Source organism: Bacillus testis (genome assembly GCF_001243895.1).
In the GTDB taxonomy this organism is placed as follows: domain Bacteria; phylum Bacillota; class Bacilli; order Bacillales; family DSM-1321; genus Bacillus_AD; species Bacillus_AD testis.
On the sequence record NZ_LN851186.1, the window covers coordinates 1,712,863 to 1,727,958 of the forward strand.

15 protein-coding genes are annotated in these 15,096 nt (G+C 44.1%); all 15 read left to right on the top strand.

The window, feature by feature from the left end:
- Positions 1-3: 3 nt before the first annotated feature.
- The 15 genes from fliR (at position 4) to rpsB (ending at position 14,971) form a co-directional block, all read left to right on the top strand.
- Positions 4-789, top strand: a complete 786-nt coding sequence (gene fliR, locus BN1765_RS08920; protein ID WP_050614791.1) for a flagellar biosynthetic protein FliR — start codon at positions 4-6, stop codon at positions 787-789.
- Complete coding sequence (gene flhB, locus BN1765_RS08925; RefSeq protein WP_050614792.1) at positions 790-1,872, top strand: flagellar biosynthesis protein FlhB; 1,083 nt, start codon at positions 790-792, stop codon at positions 1,870-1,872.
- 58 nt (positions 1,873-1,930) lie between these two features.
- Positions 1,931-3,967, top strand: a complete 2,037-nt coding sequence (gene flhA / locus BN1765_RS08930) for a flagellar biosynthesis protein FlhA (RefSeq protein ID WP_050614793.1) — start codon at positions 1,931-1,933, stop codon at positions 3,965-3,967.
- Positions 3,967-5,121: a flagellar biosynthesis GTPase FlhF gene (flhF, locus tag BN1765_RS08935; RefSeq protein WP_050614794.1), complete on the top strand. Its 1,155-nt coding sequence runs from the start codon at positions 3,967-3,969 to the stop codon at positions 5,119-5,121. Before flhA ends, flhF begins: the two co-directional genes overlap by 1 nt.
- Positions 5,111-5,977: a MinD/ParA family protein gene (locus BN1765_RS08940; RefSeq protein WP_050614795.1), complete on the top strand. Its 867-nt coding sequence runs from the start codon at positions 5,111-5,113 to the stop codon at positions 5,975-5,977. The genes flhF and BN1765_RS08940 overlap by 11 nt, the downstream gene beginning before the upstream one ends.
- Before the next feature lie 9 nt (positions 5,978-5,986).
- A complete protein-coding gene (locus BN1765_RS08945) occupies positions 5,987-7,075 on the top strand; it encodes a protein-glutamate methylesterase/protein-glutamine glutaminase (protein ID WP_050614796.1) in 1,089 nt (362 codons plus the stop codon).
- 22 nt (positions 7,076-7,097) lie between these two features.
- Positions 7,098-9,161 carry a chemotaxis protein CheA gene (locus BN1765_RS08950; RefSeq protein ID WP_050614797.1) on the top strand — a complete coding sequence of 688 codons (2,064 nt, stop codon included), beginning with the start codon at positions 7,098-7,100 and terminating at the stop codon, positions 9,159-9,161.
- 13 nt (positions 9,162-9,174) lie between these two features.
- Positions 9,175-9,648 (top strand): chemotaxis protein CheW, encoded by a 474-nt coding sequence (locus BN1765_RS08955; RefSeq protein ID WP_050614798.1) that lies wholly within the window; start codon positions 9,175-9,177, stop codon positions 9,646-9,648.
- Positions 9,648-10,289 (top strand): chemotaxis protein CheC, encoded by a 642-nt coding sequence (locus BN1765_RS08960; protein ID WP_050614799.1) that lies wholly within the window; start codon positions 9,648-9,650, stop codon positions 10,287-10,289. The genes BN1765_RS08955 and BN1765_RS08960 overlap by 1 nt, the downstream gene beginning before the upstream one ends.
- Complete coding sequence (locus BN1765_RS08965) at positions 10,282-10,779, top strand: chemotaxis protein CheD (protein WP_187119433.1); 498 nt, start codon at positions 10,282-10,284, stop codon at positions 10,777-10,779. The genes BN1765_RS08960 and BN1765_RS08965 overlap by 8 nt, the downstream gene beginning before the upstream one ends.
- 137 nt (positions 10,780-10,916) lie before the next feature.
- Positions 10,917-11,678 carry a FliA/WhiG family RNA polymerase sigma factor gene (locus tag BN1765_RS08970; protein WP_050614800.1) on the top strand — a complete coding sequence of 254 codons (762 nt, stop codon included), beginning with the start codon at positions 10,917-10,919 and terminating at the stop codon, positions 11,676-11,678.
- A 30-nt stretch (positions 11,679-11,708) separates the two neighbouring features.
- On the top strand, positions 11,709-13,073 hold the full coding sequence (locus BN1765_RS08975; protein ID WP_230199576.1) for a DUF342 domain-containing protein: 1,365 nt from the start codon (positions 11,709-11,711) through the stop codon (positions 13,071-13,073).
- 45 nt (positions 13,074-13,118) lie between these two features.
- Positions 13,119-13,433 carry a hypothetical protein gene (locus BN1765_RS08980; protein ID WP_050614802.1) on the top strand — a complete coding sequence of 105 codons (315 nt, stop codon included), beginning with the start codon at positions 13,119-13,121 and terminating at the stop codon, positions 13,431-13,433.
- Between the two features lie 9 nt (positions 13,434-13,442).
- Positions 13,443-14,006: a hypothetical protein gene (locus tag BN1765_RS08985; protein ID WP_050614803.1), complete on the top strand. Its 564-nt coding sequence runs from the start codon at positions 13,443-13,445 to the stop codon at positions 14,004-14,006.
- A 242-nt stretch (positions 14,007-14,248) separates the two neighbouring features.
- Positions 14,249-14,971 (top strand): 30S ribosomal protein S2, encoded by a 723-nt coding sequence (rpsB, locus tag BN1765_RS08990; protein ID WP_050614804.1) that lies wholly within the window; start codon positions 14,249-14,251, stop codon positions 14,969-14,971.
- Positions 14,972-15,096: the final 125 nt, after the last annotated feature.

The following is a 15,096-nucleotide window of genomic DNA, read 5'->3' on the forward strand; positions in this document are numbered from 1 at the left end:
GAAATGGAATCTTTACTTCCGTCACTGCAGGCCTTTCCGGGCTTTCTGTTGGTCCTTGTCCGAGTTTCTTGTTTTTTTGTAACAATGCCCATCTTTTCCTATAAAACGGTGCCGGCCATGCAACGGATCGGTTTAAGTATTTTTTTGGCCTGGATCATGTATTATACATTGGACATTCCAAAGATAGAGCTAGATTCGAGATTTATCCTGCTCGTACTCAAAGAGGCAACTGTAGGCCTAATGATCGGCTTCATCGCTTATATGATTTTGGCAGCAATCCAGATTGCCGGCGGATTGATCGACTTTCAGATGGGTTTTTCCATTGCGAATGTAATCGATCCCCAGACAGGCGCGCAAAGTCCGTTGACAGGCCAATACCTATATACTTTTTCCTTATTGTTTCTTCTTGCCACCAACGGCCATCATTTACTGTTGGACGGGATTTTTAATAGTTATTCGTTTATACCGATTGACCAATTATTCATTCACTTTGGCAATGAACATATGTTTTGGTTTGTGGTTAAAAGTTTCAATAAGGCATTTATCATCGCTTTCCAGATGGCTTTGCCCGTTGTCGGCAGTTTATTCATTGTGGATATTGCATTGGGGATCTTGGCTAGAACTGTGCCGCAGCTGAATATTTTTGTGGTGGGCATGCCGGTTAAATTAATTGTCAGCTTTGTCGTTTTATTCATTGTAATGGGCGTGTTTATGTCAGGGGTTGCACAGTTATTCAAATATACACTGGTTACGATGCGCGGCTTGATGCAATGGATGGGAGGTGGCTAAATGGTTCCTTTATCGCTCGATTTGCAGTTTTTTGCCGGTGAAAAAACAGAGAAAGCCACACCTAAGAAAAGGCAGGATGCCCGCAAGAAAGGCCAGGTAGCCAAAAGCCAGGATGTCAATACGGCAATCGTTTTGCTGGCTTCTTTCGGGGTAATGTCTTTCCTTGGCGGCTATATGAAAGACCTCATCATCGGCATTTATAAAATTTCATTTGAAAAATTCATGTTGCTGCCTTTAACGGAGGCGAATGTCCAGACGGTCTTTGTCACGATGGCCGTAAAAGCAGCATATGTGCTATTACCGTTGATGCTTGCGGCCATGATCGGCGGCATAGTTGCCAATTATCTGCAGGTCGGCGTTTTATTTTCGGCCGAAGCCATTCAAGTCAAATTAAATAAAATAAATCCGATTTCCGGATTTAAGCGGATTTTTTCAGTCCGTGCAATCGTGGAATTATTAAAGTCCTTATTGAAAATCGGCCTTGTAGGAATCGTCGCGTTTATGGTCATTTATTCAAGGATGGATGAAATTCTGAAGCTTTCCCAAAAATCACTAGGTGCTGCATTGGCTACCTTAGGGGATATCACCCTTAAAGTAGGTTTATTCGGATCGTTGGCCTTATTGTTTATTGCCTTACTTGATTATCTGTACCAGCGGTTCGATTACGAAAAAAGCATACGCATGTCCAAACAGGATATAAAGGACGAATATAAAAATATTGAAGGCGATCCTTTAATAAAATCGAAGATTAAGCAAAGGCAGCGTGAAATGGCTATGCAAAGGATGATGCAGGAAGTCCCTCACGCAGATGTGGTCATTACCAATCCAACTCACTTTGCCGTTGCTATTAAATATGATGAAACCAAAATGGATGCTCCCTATGTAGTGGCGAAGGGTGTTGATTTCATCGCCCAAAAAATCAAGTATATTGCAGCCGAGAACGATATTTCAATGATTGAAAACCGCCCGTTGGCCCGGGCATTATATGATCAAACCGAAATAGGGGAGATTATACCGGAAGAGTTCTTTAAAGCGATAGCAGAGATCCTCGCTGTTGTTTATAAAGCAAAGGGACGAATGTAACGTTAAAAAGAAATTTTCCGGACAGTAGTTATTATGCAGGTTGTTAGGGGAGAATGCGATGTCAGCTAGAGACTTATCGGTATTAATCAGCGTTATTATGATCGTGGCTATGCTTATTATTCCATTGCCGACATGGTTATTAAGTATACTGATTCTTTGCAATATATCACTTGCACTGGTTGTTATACTGACGACAATGAATATGAAAGAACCATTGGAGTTCTCAATTTTCCCGTCCTTATTGCTGTTATTGACGCTGTTCCGCCTTGGATTGAATGTTTCAACGACTCGTTCGATCCTAACGCACGGAGATGCCGGCGGTGTTGTAGAAACATTCGGTACATTCGTTGTCGGCGGTAATGTACTGGTAGGGATGGTTGTCTTTCTCATCCTGATCATTATACAGTTCATCGTCATCACGAAAGGGTCGGAACGGGTGTCTGAAGTGGCGGCCCGTTTCACCTTGGATGCAATGCCAGGGAAACAAATGAGTATAGACGCCGACATGAATGCGGGGTTGATTTCCGAGAAAGAGGCACGGGAGCGCAGAGAAAAAATCGGCCGTGAAGCCGATTTTTACGGTTCGATGGACGGGGCAAGCAAATTTGTCAAAGGGGATGCCATTGCAGGCATTATCATTGTGTTTATTAACTTGATATTCGGGATCATTATCGGCGTTACTCAGCTGGATCTTGGATTCGGTGAGGCAGCGACCCATTTTGCTCTCTTGACTGTCGGCGATGGAATTGTATCCCAAGTGCCGGCTTTGCTGATTTCCACAGCGACAGGGATTGTTGTCACAAGAGCCGCTTCGACAGGAAATTTAGGAGCCGATATTACCGGCCAATTGTTTGCTTATCCAAAAATGATGTATGTAACCGGGGGTACCATTATTCTGCTCGGTTTATTTACGCCGATCAGCGATTTATTCACCATTCCGCTTGGCCTTCTTCTCATTTTGGCGGGCTATATGAACAGCAGGGCGCCTGAGCCTGATGAAGAGGAATTGCTGACTATGGAGGAAGAAATGCATACCGATGAATTGAAAAGCCCTGAAAGTGTTGTCAACCTTCTGAGCGTTGATCCAATCGAGTTTGAATTTGGTTACGGGCTTATCCCGCTGGCTGATGCCAATCAGGGAGGGGATCTTCTTGATCGTGTGGTGATGATTCGAAGGCAGCTTGCGATTGAAATGGGGCTCGTCATTCCGGCTGTGAGAATCAGGGATAATATCCAATTGAACCCCAATGAATATCGCCTGAAAATAAAAGGCAGCGAAATGGCAAGGGGAGAGGTGCTGCTCGACCATTACTTGGCTATGAGCCCGGGGAATGACGATGATTCCATCGAAGGCATTGACACGATTGAACCTTCATTCGGCCTGCCTGCCAAATGGATCAGTGAGGATATGAAGGAACATGCGGAAATGATGGGATACACTGTCGTAGATCCCCCAAGTGTCGTTTCCACTCATATAACGGAAGTCATCAAAAATAATGCAGATATCCTAATCGGCCGCCAAGAAACGAAACAATTGATCGACCATTTGAACGAAACGTCGCCAATCCTTGTCGAAGAGGTGACGCCAAATCCACTTTCGGTGGGAGATGTGCAGAAGGTGTTGGCAAAACTGTTGAAAGAGAAAATTTCGATCCGCAATTTGCCTATTATTTTCGAAACGCTTGCCGATTACGGCAAAATGACGACCGATACAGATTTGCTCACGGAGTATGCCCGCCAAAACCTGGCCCGGCAAATTACGGAGCAATACCTTAGTCATGATTCTTCCTTAAAAGTGATCACTGTGTCGGGAAAAGTTGAAAAAATGATTGCTGATGGCGTCCAGCAAACGGAACACGGGAATTATTTGTCGATGGATCCAAATGATACACAGGAAATATTAACGTCGCTCGCATCCAAGCTCGAGGAATTGGCATTGGTTGACCAGCAGCCGGTTGTCATTTGTTCCCCGGCTGTGAGAATGTATATGCGCCAACTAACAGAAAGATATTTTCCGCAGGTTCCTATACTGTCGTACAACGAATTAGAAGCGGATGTTGAAATACAAAGTGTCGGGGTGGTGAATGTCAGCTAATGAAAATCAAAAAATATCAGGCTGCCAATATGGCTGAAGCGATGTCGCTTATTAAAGGCGAGCTTGGCGAGGATGCCGTTATCCTCAATTCTAAAGTGACGTTTACAGGAGGTTTTCTTGGTTTTTTCAAAAAGCGGGGAATTGAGGTAATCGCTGCAATCGATCCCCAGGAAACCCGGATGCCTGCCGGCAAAAAAAAGAATATGAAAACCAAAACACCAGCTCAACATAGTTTAAGCACAGAGCAGAAGCCGCTTCCTGGTCAAGGAAGGGCCGATTTCAGCCCCAAACAGGTAGGGCAATCTCCCGTTCTGAAAGAAATGGGGGAACTGAAAAAAATGATCCAACAGATTCAGTTTAGCCAGGGCAAAGAGACATTGCCAGGCGATCTTCCGCAGCTCAAACGGCATTTAGAACAGCAGGATATAGACCATGAAACCATCGAGCAATTGATGGCATCGTTGATGGAGGGCCAGAATGCCAGTAAAGCGGAGATGCTGCAAAAGGCTAAGCTATTTCTGATGGGGAAATTGTTGCCTGAACCCATTTCACTTTTCCAAAAGAAATACATCAATGTTGTCGGCCCTACAGGAGTGGGAAAGACAACTACACTTGCGAAGTTAGCGGCTGAAAGTGCCTTGAAATATAGAAAAAAAGTCGCTTTCATCACGACTGATACCTATCGCATCGCTGCCATTGACCAATTGAAGACATACAGCAAGATTTTAAACGTGCCTTTAGAAGTAGCCTATAACGCTGAAGATTTTAAAAAGGCCATCGAACGGTTTTCGCACTATGATGCTGTCTTTATAGATACAGCCGGCCGGAATTTCAGAAATGCGCAATATGTGGAAGACTTGCAGGACATGCTGTCGTTTGGCGATGACATGGAGACCTATCTGGTGCTATCGCTAACGAGCAAGCAGCGGGATATGGAAGACATACTCGCCCAGTTCAGCAGCATCCCCATTTCCTATTTCATCTTTACGAAGATGGATGAAACGTCCTCCTATGGCGCTATGTTCAATATGATGGCCAAATATTCGATCAATACCGCTTTTTTAACCAACGGGCAAAATGTTCCCGATGACCTTGTGAAGGCGACTCCAGAAGTCATCGTGGACGTCTTGCTAGGAGACAGATATGAGGAATGATCAAGCTGAAGGCCTGCGCCGCTGGATTGGGCAAGCCAACGGTCAAAAAAATGGCAAGACCATTGCTGTCATAAGCGGGAAAGGGGGAGTGGGAAAATCCAATTTTTCGTTGAATTTTTCCATTCAGCTCTCTTTGCTTGGGAAAAAAGTGCTGTTGTTCGATATGGACATTGGAATGGGCAATATCGATATTTTGTTGGGGAATACAGCTGAACGCAATATTGTTGATTTCTTTGCCAAAGGGCTATCGTTTGATGACATTATTACGGACGGCCCTGGGAATCTTCAGTTTATAAGCGGCGGATCCGGGCTTGCGCAGTTGTTTTCTATGAATGATGAAGAGTTGGGTCTGTTCTTGGGCGAATTCGCCGCCATTCAAGATCGATATGATTATATTTTTTTTGATCTTGGAGCCGGAATATCAGCGGAAACCGCCAAGTTCCTGCAATGCGTGGATGAAATCATTACCATTACAACCCCTGAGCCGACAAGCATTATGGACGCTTATTCCATTGTGAAATATCTGCATATGAAGAATGAGCATTTGCCGATTAAGCTGTTATGCAACCGCGCTGAGACGGAACGGCAAGGCCGGGAAACGATTAAAAGGCTACAGACCACGTTAAGGCGGTTCCTTGGGAAGGAGTTGGCTGCCCTGGGTTCGCTGCCTGACAGTAAATACGTCAAAAAGGCAGTAATCAGGCAAATGCCTTTCACCATCTTGTATCCTTATTCAGATATTACAAGGGCGATGCAGCAATTGGCCGCAGGATTTGTTTCCGGAACAGCAGAAGAACCCATCAGGCAGCCAACGGCATTCCTGGATAAATTCAAACATTTTTTCATTGGAAGGTAGGTAGTCCCCGTGAAGAAAATAAAAGTATTAATAGTAGAAGATTCGGCATTCATGAGAAAACTTATTACTGATTTTCTTTCGGAAGATCCCTTGATTGAAGTGATAGGGATTGCAAGGAATGGACTAGATGCCATCAATAAAATGAAAAGCATGCAGCCTGATGTCGTGACGATGGATATCGAAATGCCTGTTATGAGCGGCCTTGATGCTTTGGCAATTATCATGAAGGATTGCCCGGTGCCGATCATCATGCTCTCTAGCGTGAATGAACAGAGTGCCCACAATACATTGCAGGCTATGCATAATGGAGCATTTGATTTTATTGCCAAGCCATCGGGCCCCATTTCTCTTGACTTACATAAAATCAAAGAACAATTGCTTGATAAAATCAAAGCAGCATCGAAGATGGATATTAATTTATTGAAGAAAAGTAGTAGTTTATCAAAATCAACAGATTATTCGATTGATTCTTATAGTAAAATAGAACTAAATAGGAAAAAAGTACCTGAAAGTATTAGGCTTCGGCCTCTTGCTAAACTGGTGGCGATCGGCACGTCTACAGGAGGGCCGAGGGCGCTTCAGACAGTACTGGGCTCGCTTCCGAAAGACATTGCCGCACCGATTGTCATAGTGCAGCACATGCCTCCGGGTTTTACGAAATCACTGGCGTCCCGGTTGGATCAATTATCGGAAATAGGCGTCAAAGAAGCTGAACAGGATGATGTTCTTGAAAATGGAACAGCCTATATTGCCCCTGGCGGCTATCATATGAAAATCGTAGAGCAAAATCATCAGCTATTCATCTCATTGACGAAAGATGAAGCTAGAAATGGGCACCGTCCGTCGGTGGATGTCATGTTTGAGTCGATATCCATGCTGCGGTCAGTACCAGTCGTTGCTGTTGTCATGACCGGGATGGGGAATGACGGGACTAAAGGGTTGAGGATGCTTAAAAAAGAGCTTCCAGTCCAGTGCATTGCCGAATCAGAGCAAACAGCCATTGTTTTCGGTATGCCAAAATCGGTAATCAATGCGGGTCTGGCCGATACAGTTGAACATGTAGAGAATATTGCCAAAGCAATCGTACGATATTGCTGAACTTTTTAAGGGGTGCAACATTATGGATATGAATCAATATTTAGAGGTGTTTATTGAAGAAAGCAAAGAACATCTGCAGCTGTGCAATGAGCAGCTTTTAGAACTTGAAAAAAATCCCAGAGACCTGAAAATCGTAAATGAGATATTTCGGGCGGCGCATACGCTTAAAGGGATGTCCGCAACGATGGGATATGAAGATCTGGCTAACCTTACTCATAAAATGGAAAACGTCCTGGATGCCATCCGCAATAATAAGCTGTCTGTCCATGAAGAAATGCTGGATGTTGTATTCGATGCCGTTGATCACCTGGAAGAGATGGTGATGAATATAGCCGCTGGCGGCGATGGAAAAAAAGATGTGACGGACGTTGTCAATAAATTGTTGCTCATAGAAAAAGGCGAACCACTGTCTGTGCAGTCTTCAAAGAAGGAGGGGGCTGCAGCGTTGGCGCCGGCAGCTGAAGAAAAATCGCTGCGGGGCATATATGACGAGTTTGAATTGACTATTTTGGAACAATCGAAAGAGCAAGGGTTCTCTTCATATGAAATCACTGTGGCGCTTCGCGACGATTGCCTGCTGAAAGCGGCCCGGGTATTCATGGTGTTTGAAGTGCTCGAAAAAATAGGCGAGGTCATTAAAACCAGTCCGACAGCCGAGCAATTAGAGGAAGAACAATTCGATTCAGAGTTCACTGTGACATTTGTAACAAAAGAAGAAATTGGGGAAGTCGAAAAGCGCATCCTGCAAGTCTCCGAAATTATTTCTGTCGCATCGGTCCCGCTTTCTTTGCAAGATTTAAAGAATGGCAGCCTTGGACAGACAGCGAATGAACAAACGAATACAGAAAAAGAAATCCCAGATGTTGAAAGCGGGAATGAAGCAACTGGCGACGCCCAATCGGCAGAAAAGAAAAAAAAGAACAGCAAAAGCATGAACACAAATAAAACAATCCGGGTCAATATAGAGCGTCTGGATATTTTAATGAATCTGTTTGAAGAACTGGTCATTGACAGGGGGCGCCTGGAGCAAATCTCCAAAGAGCTGGACAATCAGGCCCTTCATGAAACGGTAGAGAGAATGTCGCGTATTTCCGGCGATTTGCAAAGCATCATTTTGAATATGAGGATGGTTCCGGTCGAAACTGTATTCAACCGCTTTCCAAGGATGGTCCGCCAGCTTGCCAGAGACCTCAACAAGAAAATCAATTTAGAAATTGTCGGTGCCGAGACGGAACTCGACCGGACCGTAATTGATGAGATAGGGGATCCGCTTGTCCATTTGCTTAGAAATGCTTTGGACCATGGAATTGAAACGCCTGAGGTGCGGGTGGCAAACGGTAAAGAAGAGGAAGGAACGGTTATCCTCAGAGCATATCACAGCGGCAACCATGTTTTTATCGAGATTGAAGATGACGGAGCTGGGATCAATCGGGAAAACATCGTCAGAAAAGCGATTTCTAAAGGGATTATTACCCCTGCTGCTGCCTCCCAAATGACCAACCGCCAAGTGTATGAATTGATTTTTGCTTCTGGGTTCTCGACTGCAGAAGTTATATCGGATGTTTCAGGGCGTGGAGTCGGTTTGGATGTAGTCCGCAGTACGATTGAGTCGCTTGGCGGTACGGTATCCATTGATTCAAAAGAAGGACAGGGAAGCATTTTCTCCATTCAATTGCCGCTGACATTATCGATCATTTCCGTCATGCTCGTTGAAATACAGAAAGAAAAATATGCCGTTCCGTTATCATCTATTATCGAAACAGCCATTGTCAAAAAGGGTGACATCTTGAATGGCCATAATCAAAGGGTAATCGACTTCCGGGGAAAAGTGGTACCATTGCTGGATTTGGCTGATATTTTTGACGTCCCTGTGTTCAAACGCGATGAGGAATATGTTTCAGTGGTCATTGTACGCAAAGGGGATAAAATGGCAGGCTTGATTGTCGATTCATTCATTGGACAACAAGAAATCGTCTTAAAATCACTCGGAGATTATTTGACTTCTGTTTTTGCCATTTCAGGCGCTACGATCCTGGGCGATGGCCAGGTAGCATTAATTGTCGATTGCAATGCTTTAATCAAGTAAAGGGGGCAGTGTTATGCCAGAAGTGGTGGAAAGCTATACAAAAGTGATTATATTCCAATTGAAGAGCAAGGAATACGCGATACCTGTCAGCCAGGTAAAAGCAATAGAAAAAGTCGAGCATATTACACGGGTGCCTAATACCGTACCTTTTGTCAAAGGCGTAATAAACCTAAGGGGTGTAGTGACGCCGATCATCGACTTGCGCACCAGATTCGACCTTGAACCAGTAGAGTACTCGGAACAGACTAGAATTATCATTGTGTCACTGGACGGCATGGAAGTCGGCTTGATCGTCGATTCAGCGAATGATGTCATTGACTTGCCGGACAAGGACATAGAGCCCCAGCCGGATATAGTTGGTGCGGAAGAAGCCGAATTTATTACAGGCGTGGTGAAAATGGACCGCCGGCTGCTGATCTTAATTGATCTATATAAAGTGTTGAATCCTGAAGAAGCAAGAGAAAACCGAGGGGAAGGTATCTCATAATGTCCTATATTGATAAGATATCGACCATGCATTTGGATATTCTGAAAGAAATCGGCAATATCGGGGCAGGCCATGCGGCAACTTCACTCTCCACTGTGCTCGGGAAGAAAATTGACATGAAAGTCCCAAAAGTGCGCGTTGTCTCCTTTGACGAAGTAATGGAACTGGCCGGAGGGGCGGAACGCGTCGTCGTTTCTGTATTTTTAAGAATAGAAGGAGACGCGCCGGGAAGCATGTTTTTTATCTTAAGCATGGAGCAGGCTGAATATTTTGTCCGGCAAATGACCGGGGACCGGCAATTCAGTTTCCAGTCTCCTCCTTATTCGGAAATAGCCCTGTCAGCCCTGCAGGAACTTGGCAATATCTTATCAGGATCTTATTTATCTTCTCTATCGGATTTCACTTCGTTGAATCTGTATCCATCTGTTCCTGCATTATCCGTTGAGATGGCAGGTGCCGTTATTTCCGCAGGCTTATTGGAAATCTCACAGGAAAGCGACGTTGCTATCGTCATTGATACAGCTCTGAATGAGGAGGAGGAGAATTCATCCAATAGTGTGAACGGGCACTTCTTCCTTTTGCCTGATCCCGCTTCCTTTAAGAATCTTTTTCTGGCATTGGGGGTGGAAGGCGTTGATTGAGCCTGTGAAAATCATAAAAGTGGGCATCGCTGATATGAATATCGTCCGCCCTCCCTGCACAATTCGTACCGCAGGCCTTGGATCGTGCGTGGGTGTTGTCCTGTTTGATGCCCGGTCTGAAATCGCAGGCATGGTCCACGTGATGTTGCCAGAATCGGCGATTGCCAAGCAAGGACAACTAAATGTGGCCAAGTATGCTGATACTGGTGTATCGGCGCTTGCGACAAGGCTTGTTAAGGAAGGAGCGCATTCCAGCCGCTTAAAGGCAAAAATTGCGGGCGGCGCCCAAATGTTCCAATTCTCTTCTGGCAGCGATATGATGAGGATTGGCCCGAGGAACACCGAAGCGGTAAAAACCGCTTTGGAGCATCTGGGCATCGAACTGCTCGCTGAGGATTGCGGAGGGAACAGCGGAAGAACGATCGAATTTGATCCAAAGACTTTAGTATTGTCCGTAAGAACCGTCAATCAAGGAGTGAAACAGCTTTAATGACCCAGCCGTAAAAGAATTCCTGTGAATAATAAAAATAAGTTGTTATTTACTATAATGGTATAAATATCCTTGTTTGGTATAATAAAAATGATTATATTATATCCTCATTAATAACCAGGGTAAGGAGGAGAACAATGGCTCAACTAGCAAGAGATGATGAAGCTGTCCAATGGAAGAAATGGGTAGAATCGAAAGACAGAGAGGCGGGAGATTTTCTAGCCCGTAAATATATGCCGCTCGTTTCCTACCATGTCCAACGCATCTCGGTAGGCCTTCCAAAGAGTGTCAGCAGAGATGATTTACGCAGCTTAGGGATGATGGGTTTGTTTAATGCGCTTGAAAGATTCGAACCGGACCGCGATCTAAAGTTTGATACATACGCCTCATTCCGCATCCGGGGCACTATATTGGACGGGCTCAGAAAGGAAGACTGGCTTCCTAGAAGTGCGCGTGAAAAAACCAAAAAGATTGAGCATGCGATTGAGCGCCTGGAACAGGAGCAAATGAGAAATGTATCCCCTGAAGAGGTTGCCGCAACCCTGGGTATCAGTCCGGAAGAAGTTATTTCCACTATGAATGAAAACTTTTTTGCCAACATCATTTCCGTAGAAGACCAAATGGACCATGATGAACATGATGGCAAGTCCTACCACATCAAGGATGAAAAAGCTATATTGCCCGATGAACATGTTATCCATGAAGAAGTGCTAGAGGATTTGGGGCGGGGAATCTCACAATTAAATAAGAACGAACAGCTAGTGCTGCAGTTATTTTATAAAGAAGAGCTGACTCTCACCGAAATCGGCCACGTAATGGAATTATCCACCAGCAGAATATCACAAATCCATTCCAAGGCCATTTTCAAGTTAAGAAACACACTGAATTCAATTATGTAAGCATTCTTGTAAAAGGAAGGATTGTGTGTGATGGAATCTCTGGAAGTATTATTTTCCCAGAACGGGCTTGAGGCATCTATCGTTTTGGGCGAAGGCGGGCAAGTGCCTGAAGTCCTAACGGCCGATCAAGTGAATGAATGCCTTAAAAAAAACGGTGTCTGCTATGGAATACAGCCGGACGTAATCGAGATGATCTCACAAAATCCACAGAGCATCCTGCAGCCGGTAATAGTAGCAAAAGGCAATGCGCCTGTGAATGGAATGGATGGGTATCTTGTCAATAAAGTGACAGAAGATCAAATAGACAGCCGGAATGATGAGGATAAAGTTCTAAATCTTAGGAATGTAATGACGATTCCTTCTGTGAAAAACGGCCAATTGCTGGCTGAAATTGTTCCGCCCAGCTTAGGGGTTCCTGGAATGGATGTAAAGGGGAAAATACTTTCCGCTAAAGATGGACGGCCATTAAAATGGAAAGCTGGGAAAAATGTATTATTCCATCTGAATAACGTCTATGCCACGCTGGATGGCCAAGTATCGATCACCTCCAATACGGTTAATGTGTTTCCAATTTTTGAGGTAGACAGTGATCTAGACTTGAAGACAGGCAATATTGATTTTATCGGGAATGTGGTCATCAGAGGCGACGTCCCTGCAGGCTATCAGATTCAAGCGGGCGGCGACATAAAGGTGAGCGGGCTTGTTGAAGGCTCTCATTTGAAAGCAGGGGGTTCCATTTATATCGAAGGGGGCATTGCAGGGGGAAACCGAGGAATAACAGAAGCTGGCTCCTATATTTATGCCAGCTATCTGAATCAGGCCCATTGCAAAGCGGGTGATTCGGTCTACGTGGATTCATCCATACTCCACAGTAAAATTGAATGCGGCGGCAGTGTCATATGCAAAAAAGGGCATGTGATAGGCGGCGAAATCTCCGCCTTGAAAAGTGTGGAGGCGTTAGACTTCGGCAACCACCATTATATGCATACCCATATTTTTGCGGGTGATTCACAACGCTATATGGAACAGGAAGCAACGCTGCAAAAGAAGATAGCTGTTTTAAATGAATCTCTTGTTAAGCTGGCTTCGCTATCTGAAAAAATGAAGAATAAAAACCAGTTTGCCGTATCGATATCGAACCAGGACCGAATGATGATGGAAAAACAAAAAGTGACAGTACGCTCATACACGAAGCAGCTTGAAGAATTGGAAGAAGAGCTAGTCAGCCTGCAGGAACTAAAGATCGCCCATGAGGAATCTTTCGTTAAAAGCCAGGGAACGATGTATCCGAATACGGAGCTTCATTTTGGCAAGTATTCAAAAAAGATCCACGCCAACACATCAAGGGTCAAAATGGTTCTCAGCCAGGGCGAGATTGTTTCTGTTCCTCTATAAAAATCAGTTAGATTAGGGGAAAAATGAAGATAGGGGATTAAGAGCATGAGTTTAAAAGCGATTGAAATGCAGATTGCCCTTCCGCGAACCCAAGATGCAGGAAAGATTCAGGAACAATGGCAGCAGAGAAGCCAAATAGCCCATGATTTTGCCTCCCATGAATTGAAAAAGGAAGAGAAGAAAAAAGAGCAATCCATCACTTCCATGAGCAAAGCAGAATACACGGCCATTGGTGAAGAAACGGATTCGGCCTCCGGCAATAGCTGGCAATCAAATGCCCGGAAGAAACGCGGGCCTATACATAAAGAAGAAAATAATCATCATCCTTATAAAGGAAATGTGATCGATTTTTCGGGATAGAGGGATACTATGATTACATTTGTTTTAGTCATAAGTTTTATTGTACATTGTGTGACTTTGTTGGCGATTATCATTTTATACAGCCGGCAAAACCAGTATAAAGAGGCCGAACGCCACATCGAAGAGATGAAACGGGAATTGGAAGAAGTCCTCGGAGCTTTTTCCTTGGAATTGGAAGAGAGCAACAGAGAAATGAGCTTTGCCCTTGAGAAGGCAAAAGAAGAAGGGGACAGGCCTGTCCACTTTCAAACAGGCAAAAAGGCAAAAGCCATTCCGAAAACCAGCCCTTCAAAGACGGATGAAGGGCCGGCCCATCATATAGAGCGGTTAGTTGAAGAAGTAGCCGACAAGATCGACCTTGCAAGCGCCGGCCATCAAAAAAAGGAGCATATCCCACCCGGCAATCAGCTGTTCAAAGAGGAATTGAACAGACAACTGCAGGATCATTCCCAAATGGCATTAATTGAGCAGGCCTTATTGTTGCACGCTCAAGGAAGTACATCTGAAGAAATAGCTAGAACTCTAGGAAAAGGCAAAAATGAAATCGATTTGCTGCTTAAATTCCATACATGAATAAGCAACTAGGCTTTTGAAGGGAGAACGGAAAGCCTTTTTTTGCTGCTAGGGATCGCAAGCATGGCAGAGGATTTTTAAAAGTTCAAATGAACACTTGAATATGTATCCCGTGTATGCTATATTAGTTCATGGTGTTAATACACACGCTTGAGGATTCCATTGACAGGTGCTGTCTTTGACAGTTTTCAATGGAAAAGGAATCAGGCGGAGGAAAAACAAAACCTAGGAGGAAACAAAACATGTCAGTTATTTCAATGAAACAATTGCTTGAAGCTGGTGTACATTTCGGACACCAAACTCGCCGTTGGAACCCAAAAATGAAGAAATACATCTTCATGGAGCGTAACGGAATCTACATCATCGACTTACAAAAAACAGTAAGAAAAATCGAAGAAGCTTACAACTTCGTTAAAGAAGTTGCTGCTAACGGTGGTACTGTCCTTTTCGTAGGTACAAAAAAACAAGCTCAAGATTCAGTTAAAGAAGAAGCGATCCGCGCTGGTCAATTCTATGTAAACCAACGCTGGTTGGGCGGTACTTTAACAAACTTTGAAACAATCCAAAAACGTATTACGCGTCTTAAAGATATCGAAAAAATGGAAGAGAACGGCACTTTCGAAGTTCTTCCTAAAAAAGAAGTTATCAATCTTAAAAAAGAGCAAGAGCGTTTAGAGAAATTCCTAGGCGGAATTAAAGACATGAAGGGTCTTCCTGATGCGATTTTCGTTATCGACCCACGCAAAGAGCGCATCGCTGTTGCTGAAGCTCATAAATTGAACATCCCTCTAGTAGGTATCGTAGATACTAACTGTGATCCGGATGAAATCGATTATGTAATTCCTGCAAACGATGACGCAATCCGTGCTGTTAAATTGTTGACTGCAAAAATTGCTGATGCAATTCTTGAAGTGAAACAAGGCGAAGACCTTTCTGAAGCTCCAGCTGCTACAGAAGAAGTTTAAGTATAAGCACAAGGAAAAGGTGATAAGAGGATAAGGCCTTTTATCACCTTTTTTCAAGGAAAAGCCTACGTATGAAAATTGCGTTGGTTTGGCAAAATAAAGAATAGAGATTTGTACGGAACCGA

What these genes read in the sequence shown, in the direction of transcription:
- fliR (WP_050614791.1), top strand. Translation starts at nt 4, where the DNA reads ATGGAATCTTTACTTCCGTCACTGCAGGCCTTTCCGGGCTTTCTGTTG.
- flhB (WP_050614792.1), top strand. Translation starts at nt 790, where the DNA reads ATGGTTCCTTTATCGCTCGATTTGCAGTTTTTTGCCGGTGAAAAAACA.
- flhA (WP_050614793.1), top strand. Translation starts at nt 1,931, where the DNA reads ATGTCAGCTAGAGACTTATCGGTATTAATCAGCGTTATTATGATCGTG.
- flhF (WP_050614794.1), top strand. Translation starts at nt 3,967, where the DNA reads ATGAAAATCAAAAAATATCAGGCTGCCAATATGGCTGAAGCGATGTCG.
- BN1765_RS08940 (WP_050614795.1), top strand. Translation starts at nt 5,111, where the DNA reads ATGAGGAATGATCAAGCTGAAGGCCTGCGCCGCTGGATTGGGCAAGCC.
- BN1765_RS08950 (WP_050614797.1), top strand. Translation starts at nt 7,098, where the DNA reads ATGGATATGAATCAATATTTAGAGGTGTTTATTGAAGAAAGCAAAGAA.
- BN1765_RS08955 (WP_050614798.1), top strand. Translation starts at nt 9,175, where the DNA reads ATGCCAGAAGTGGTGGAAAGCTATACAAAAGTGATTATATTCCAATTG.
- BN1765_RS08960 (WP_050614799.1), top strand. Translation starts at nt 9,648, where the DNA reads ATGTCCTATATTGATAAGATATCGACCATGCATTTGGATATTCTGAAA.
- BN1765_RS08970 (WP_050614800.1), top strand. Translation starts at nt 10,917, where the DNA reads ATGGCTCAACTAGCAAGAGATGATGAAGCTGTCCAATGGAAGAAATGG.
- BN1765_RS08975 (WP_230199576.1), top strand. Translation starts at nt 11,709, where the DNA reads ATGGAATCTCTGGAAGTATTATTTTCCCAGAACGGGCTTGAGGCATCT.
- BN1765_RS08980 (WP_050614802.1), top strand. Translation starts at nt 13,119, where the DNA reads ATGAGTTTAAAAGCGATTGAAATGCAGATTGCCCTTCCGCGAACCCAA.
- BN1765_RS08985 (WP_050614803.1), top strand. Translation starts at nt 13,443, where the DNA reads ATGATTACATTTGTTTTAGTCATAAGTTTTATTGTACATTGTGTGACT.
- rpsB (WP_050614804.1), top strand. Translation starts at nt 14,249, where the DNA reads ATGTCAGTTATTTCAATGAAACAATTGCTTGAAGCTGGTGTACATTTC.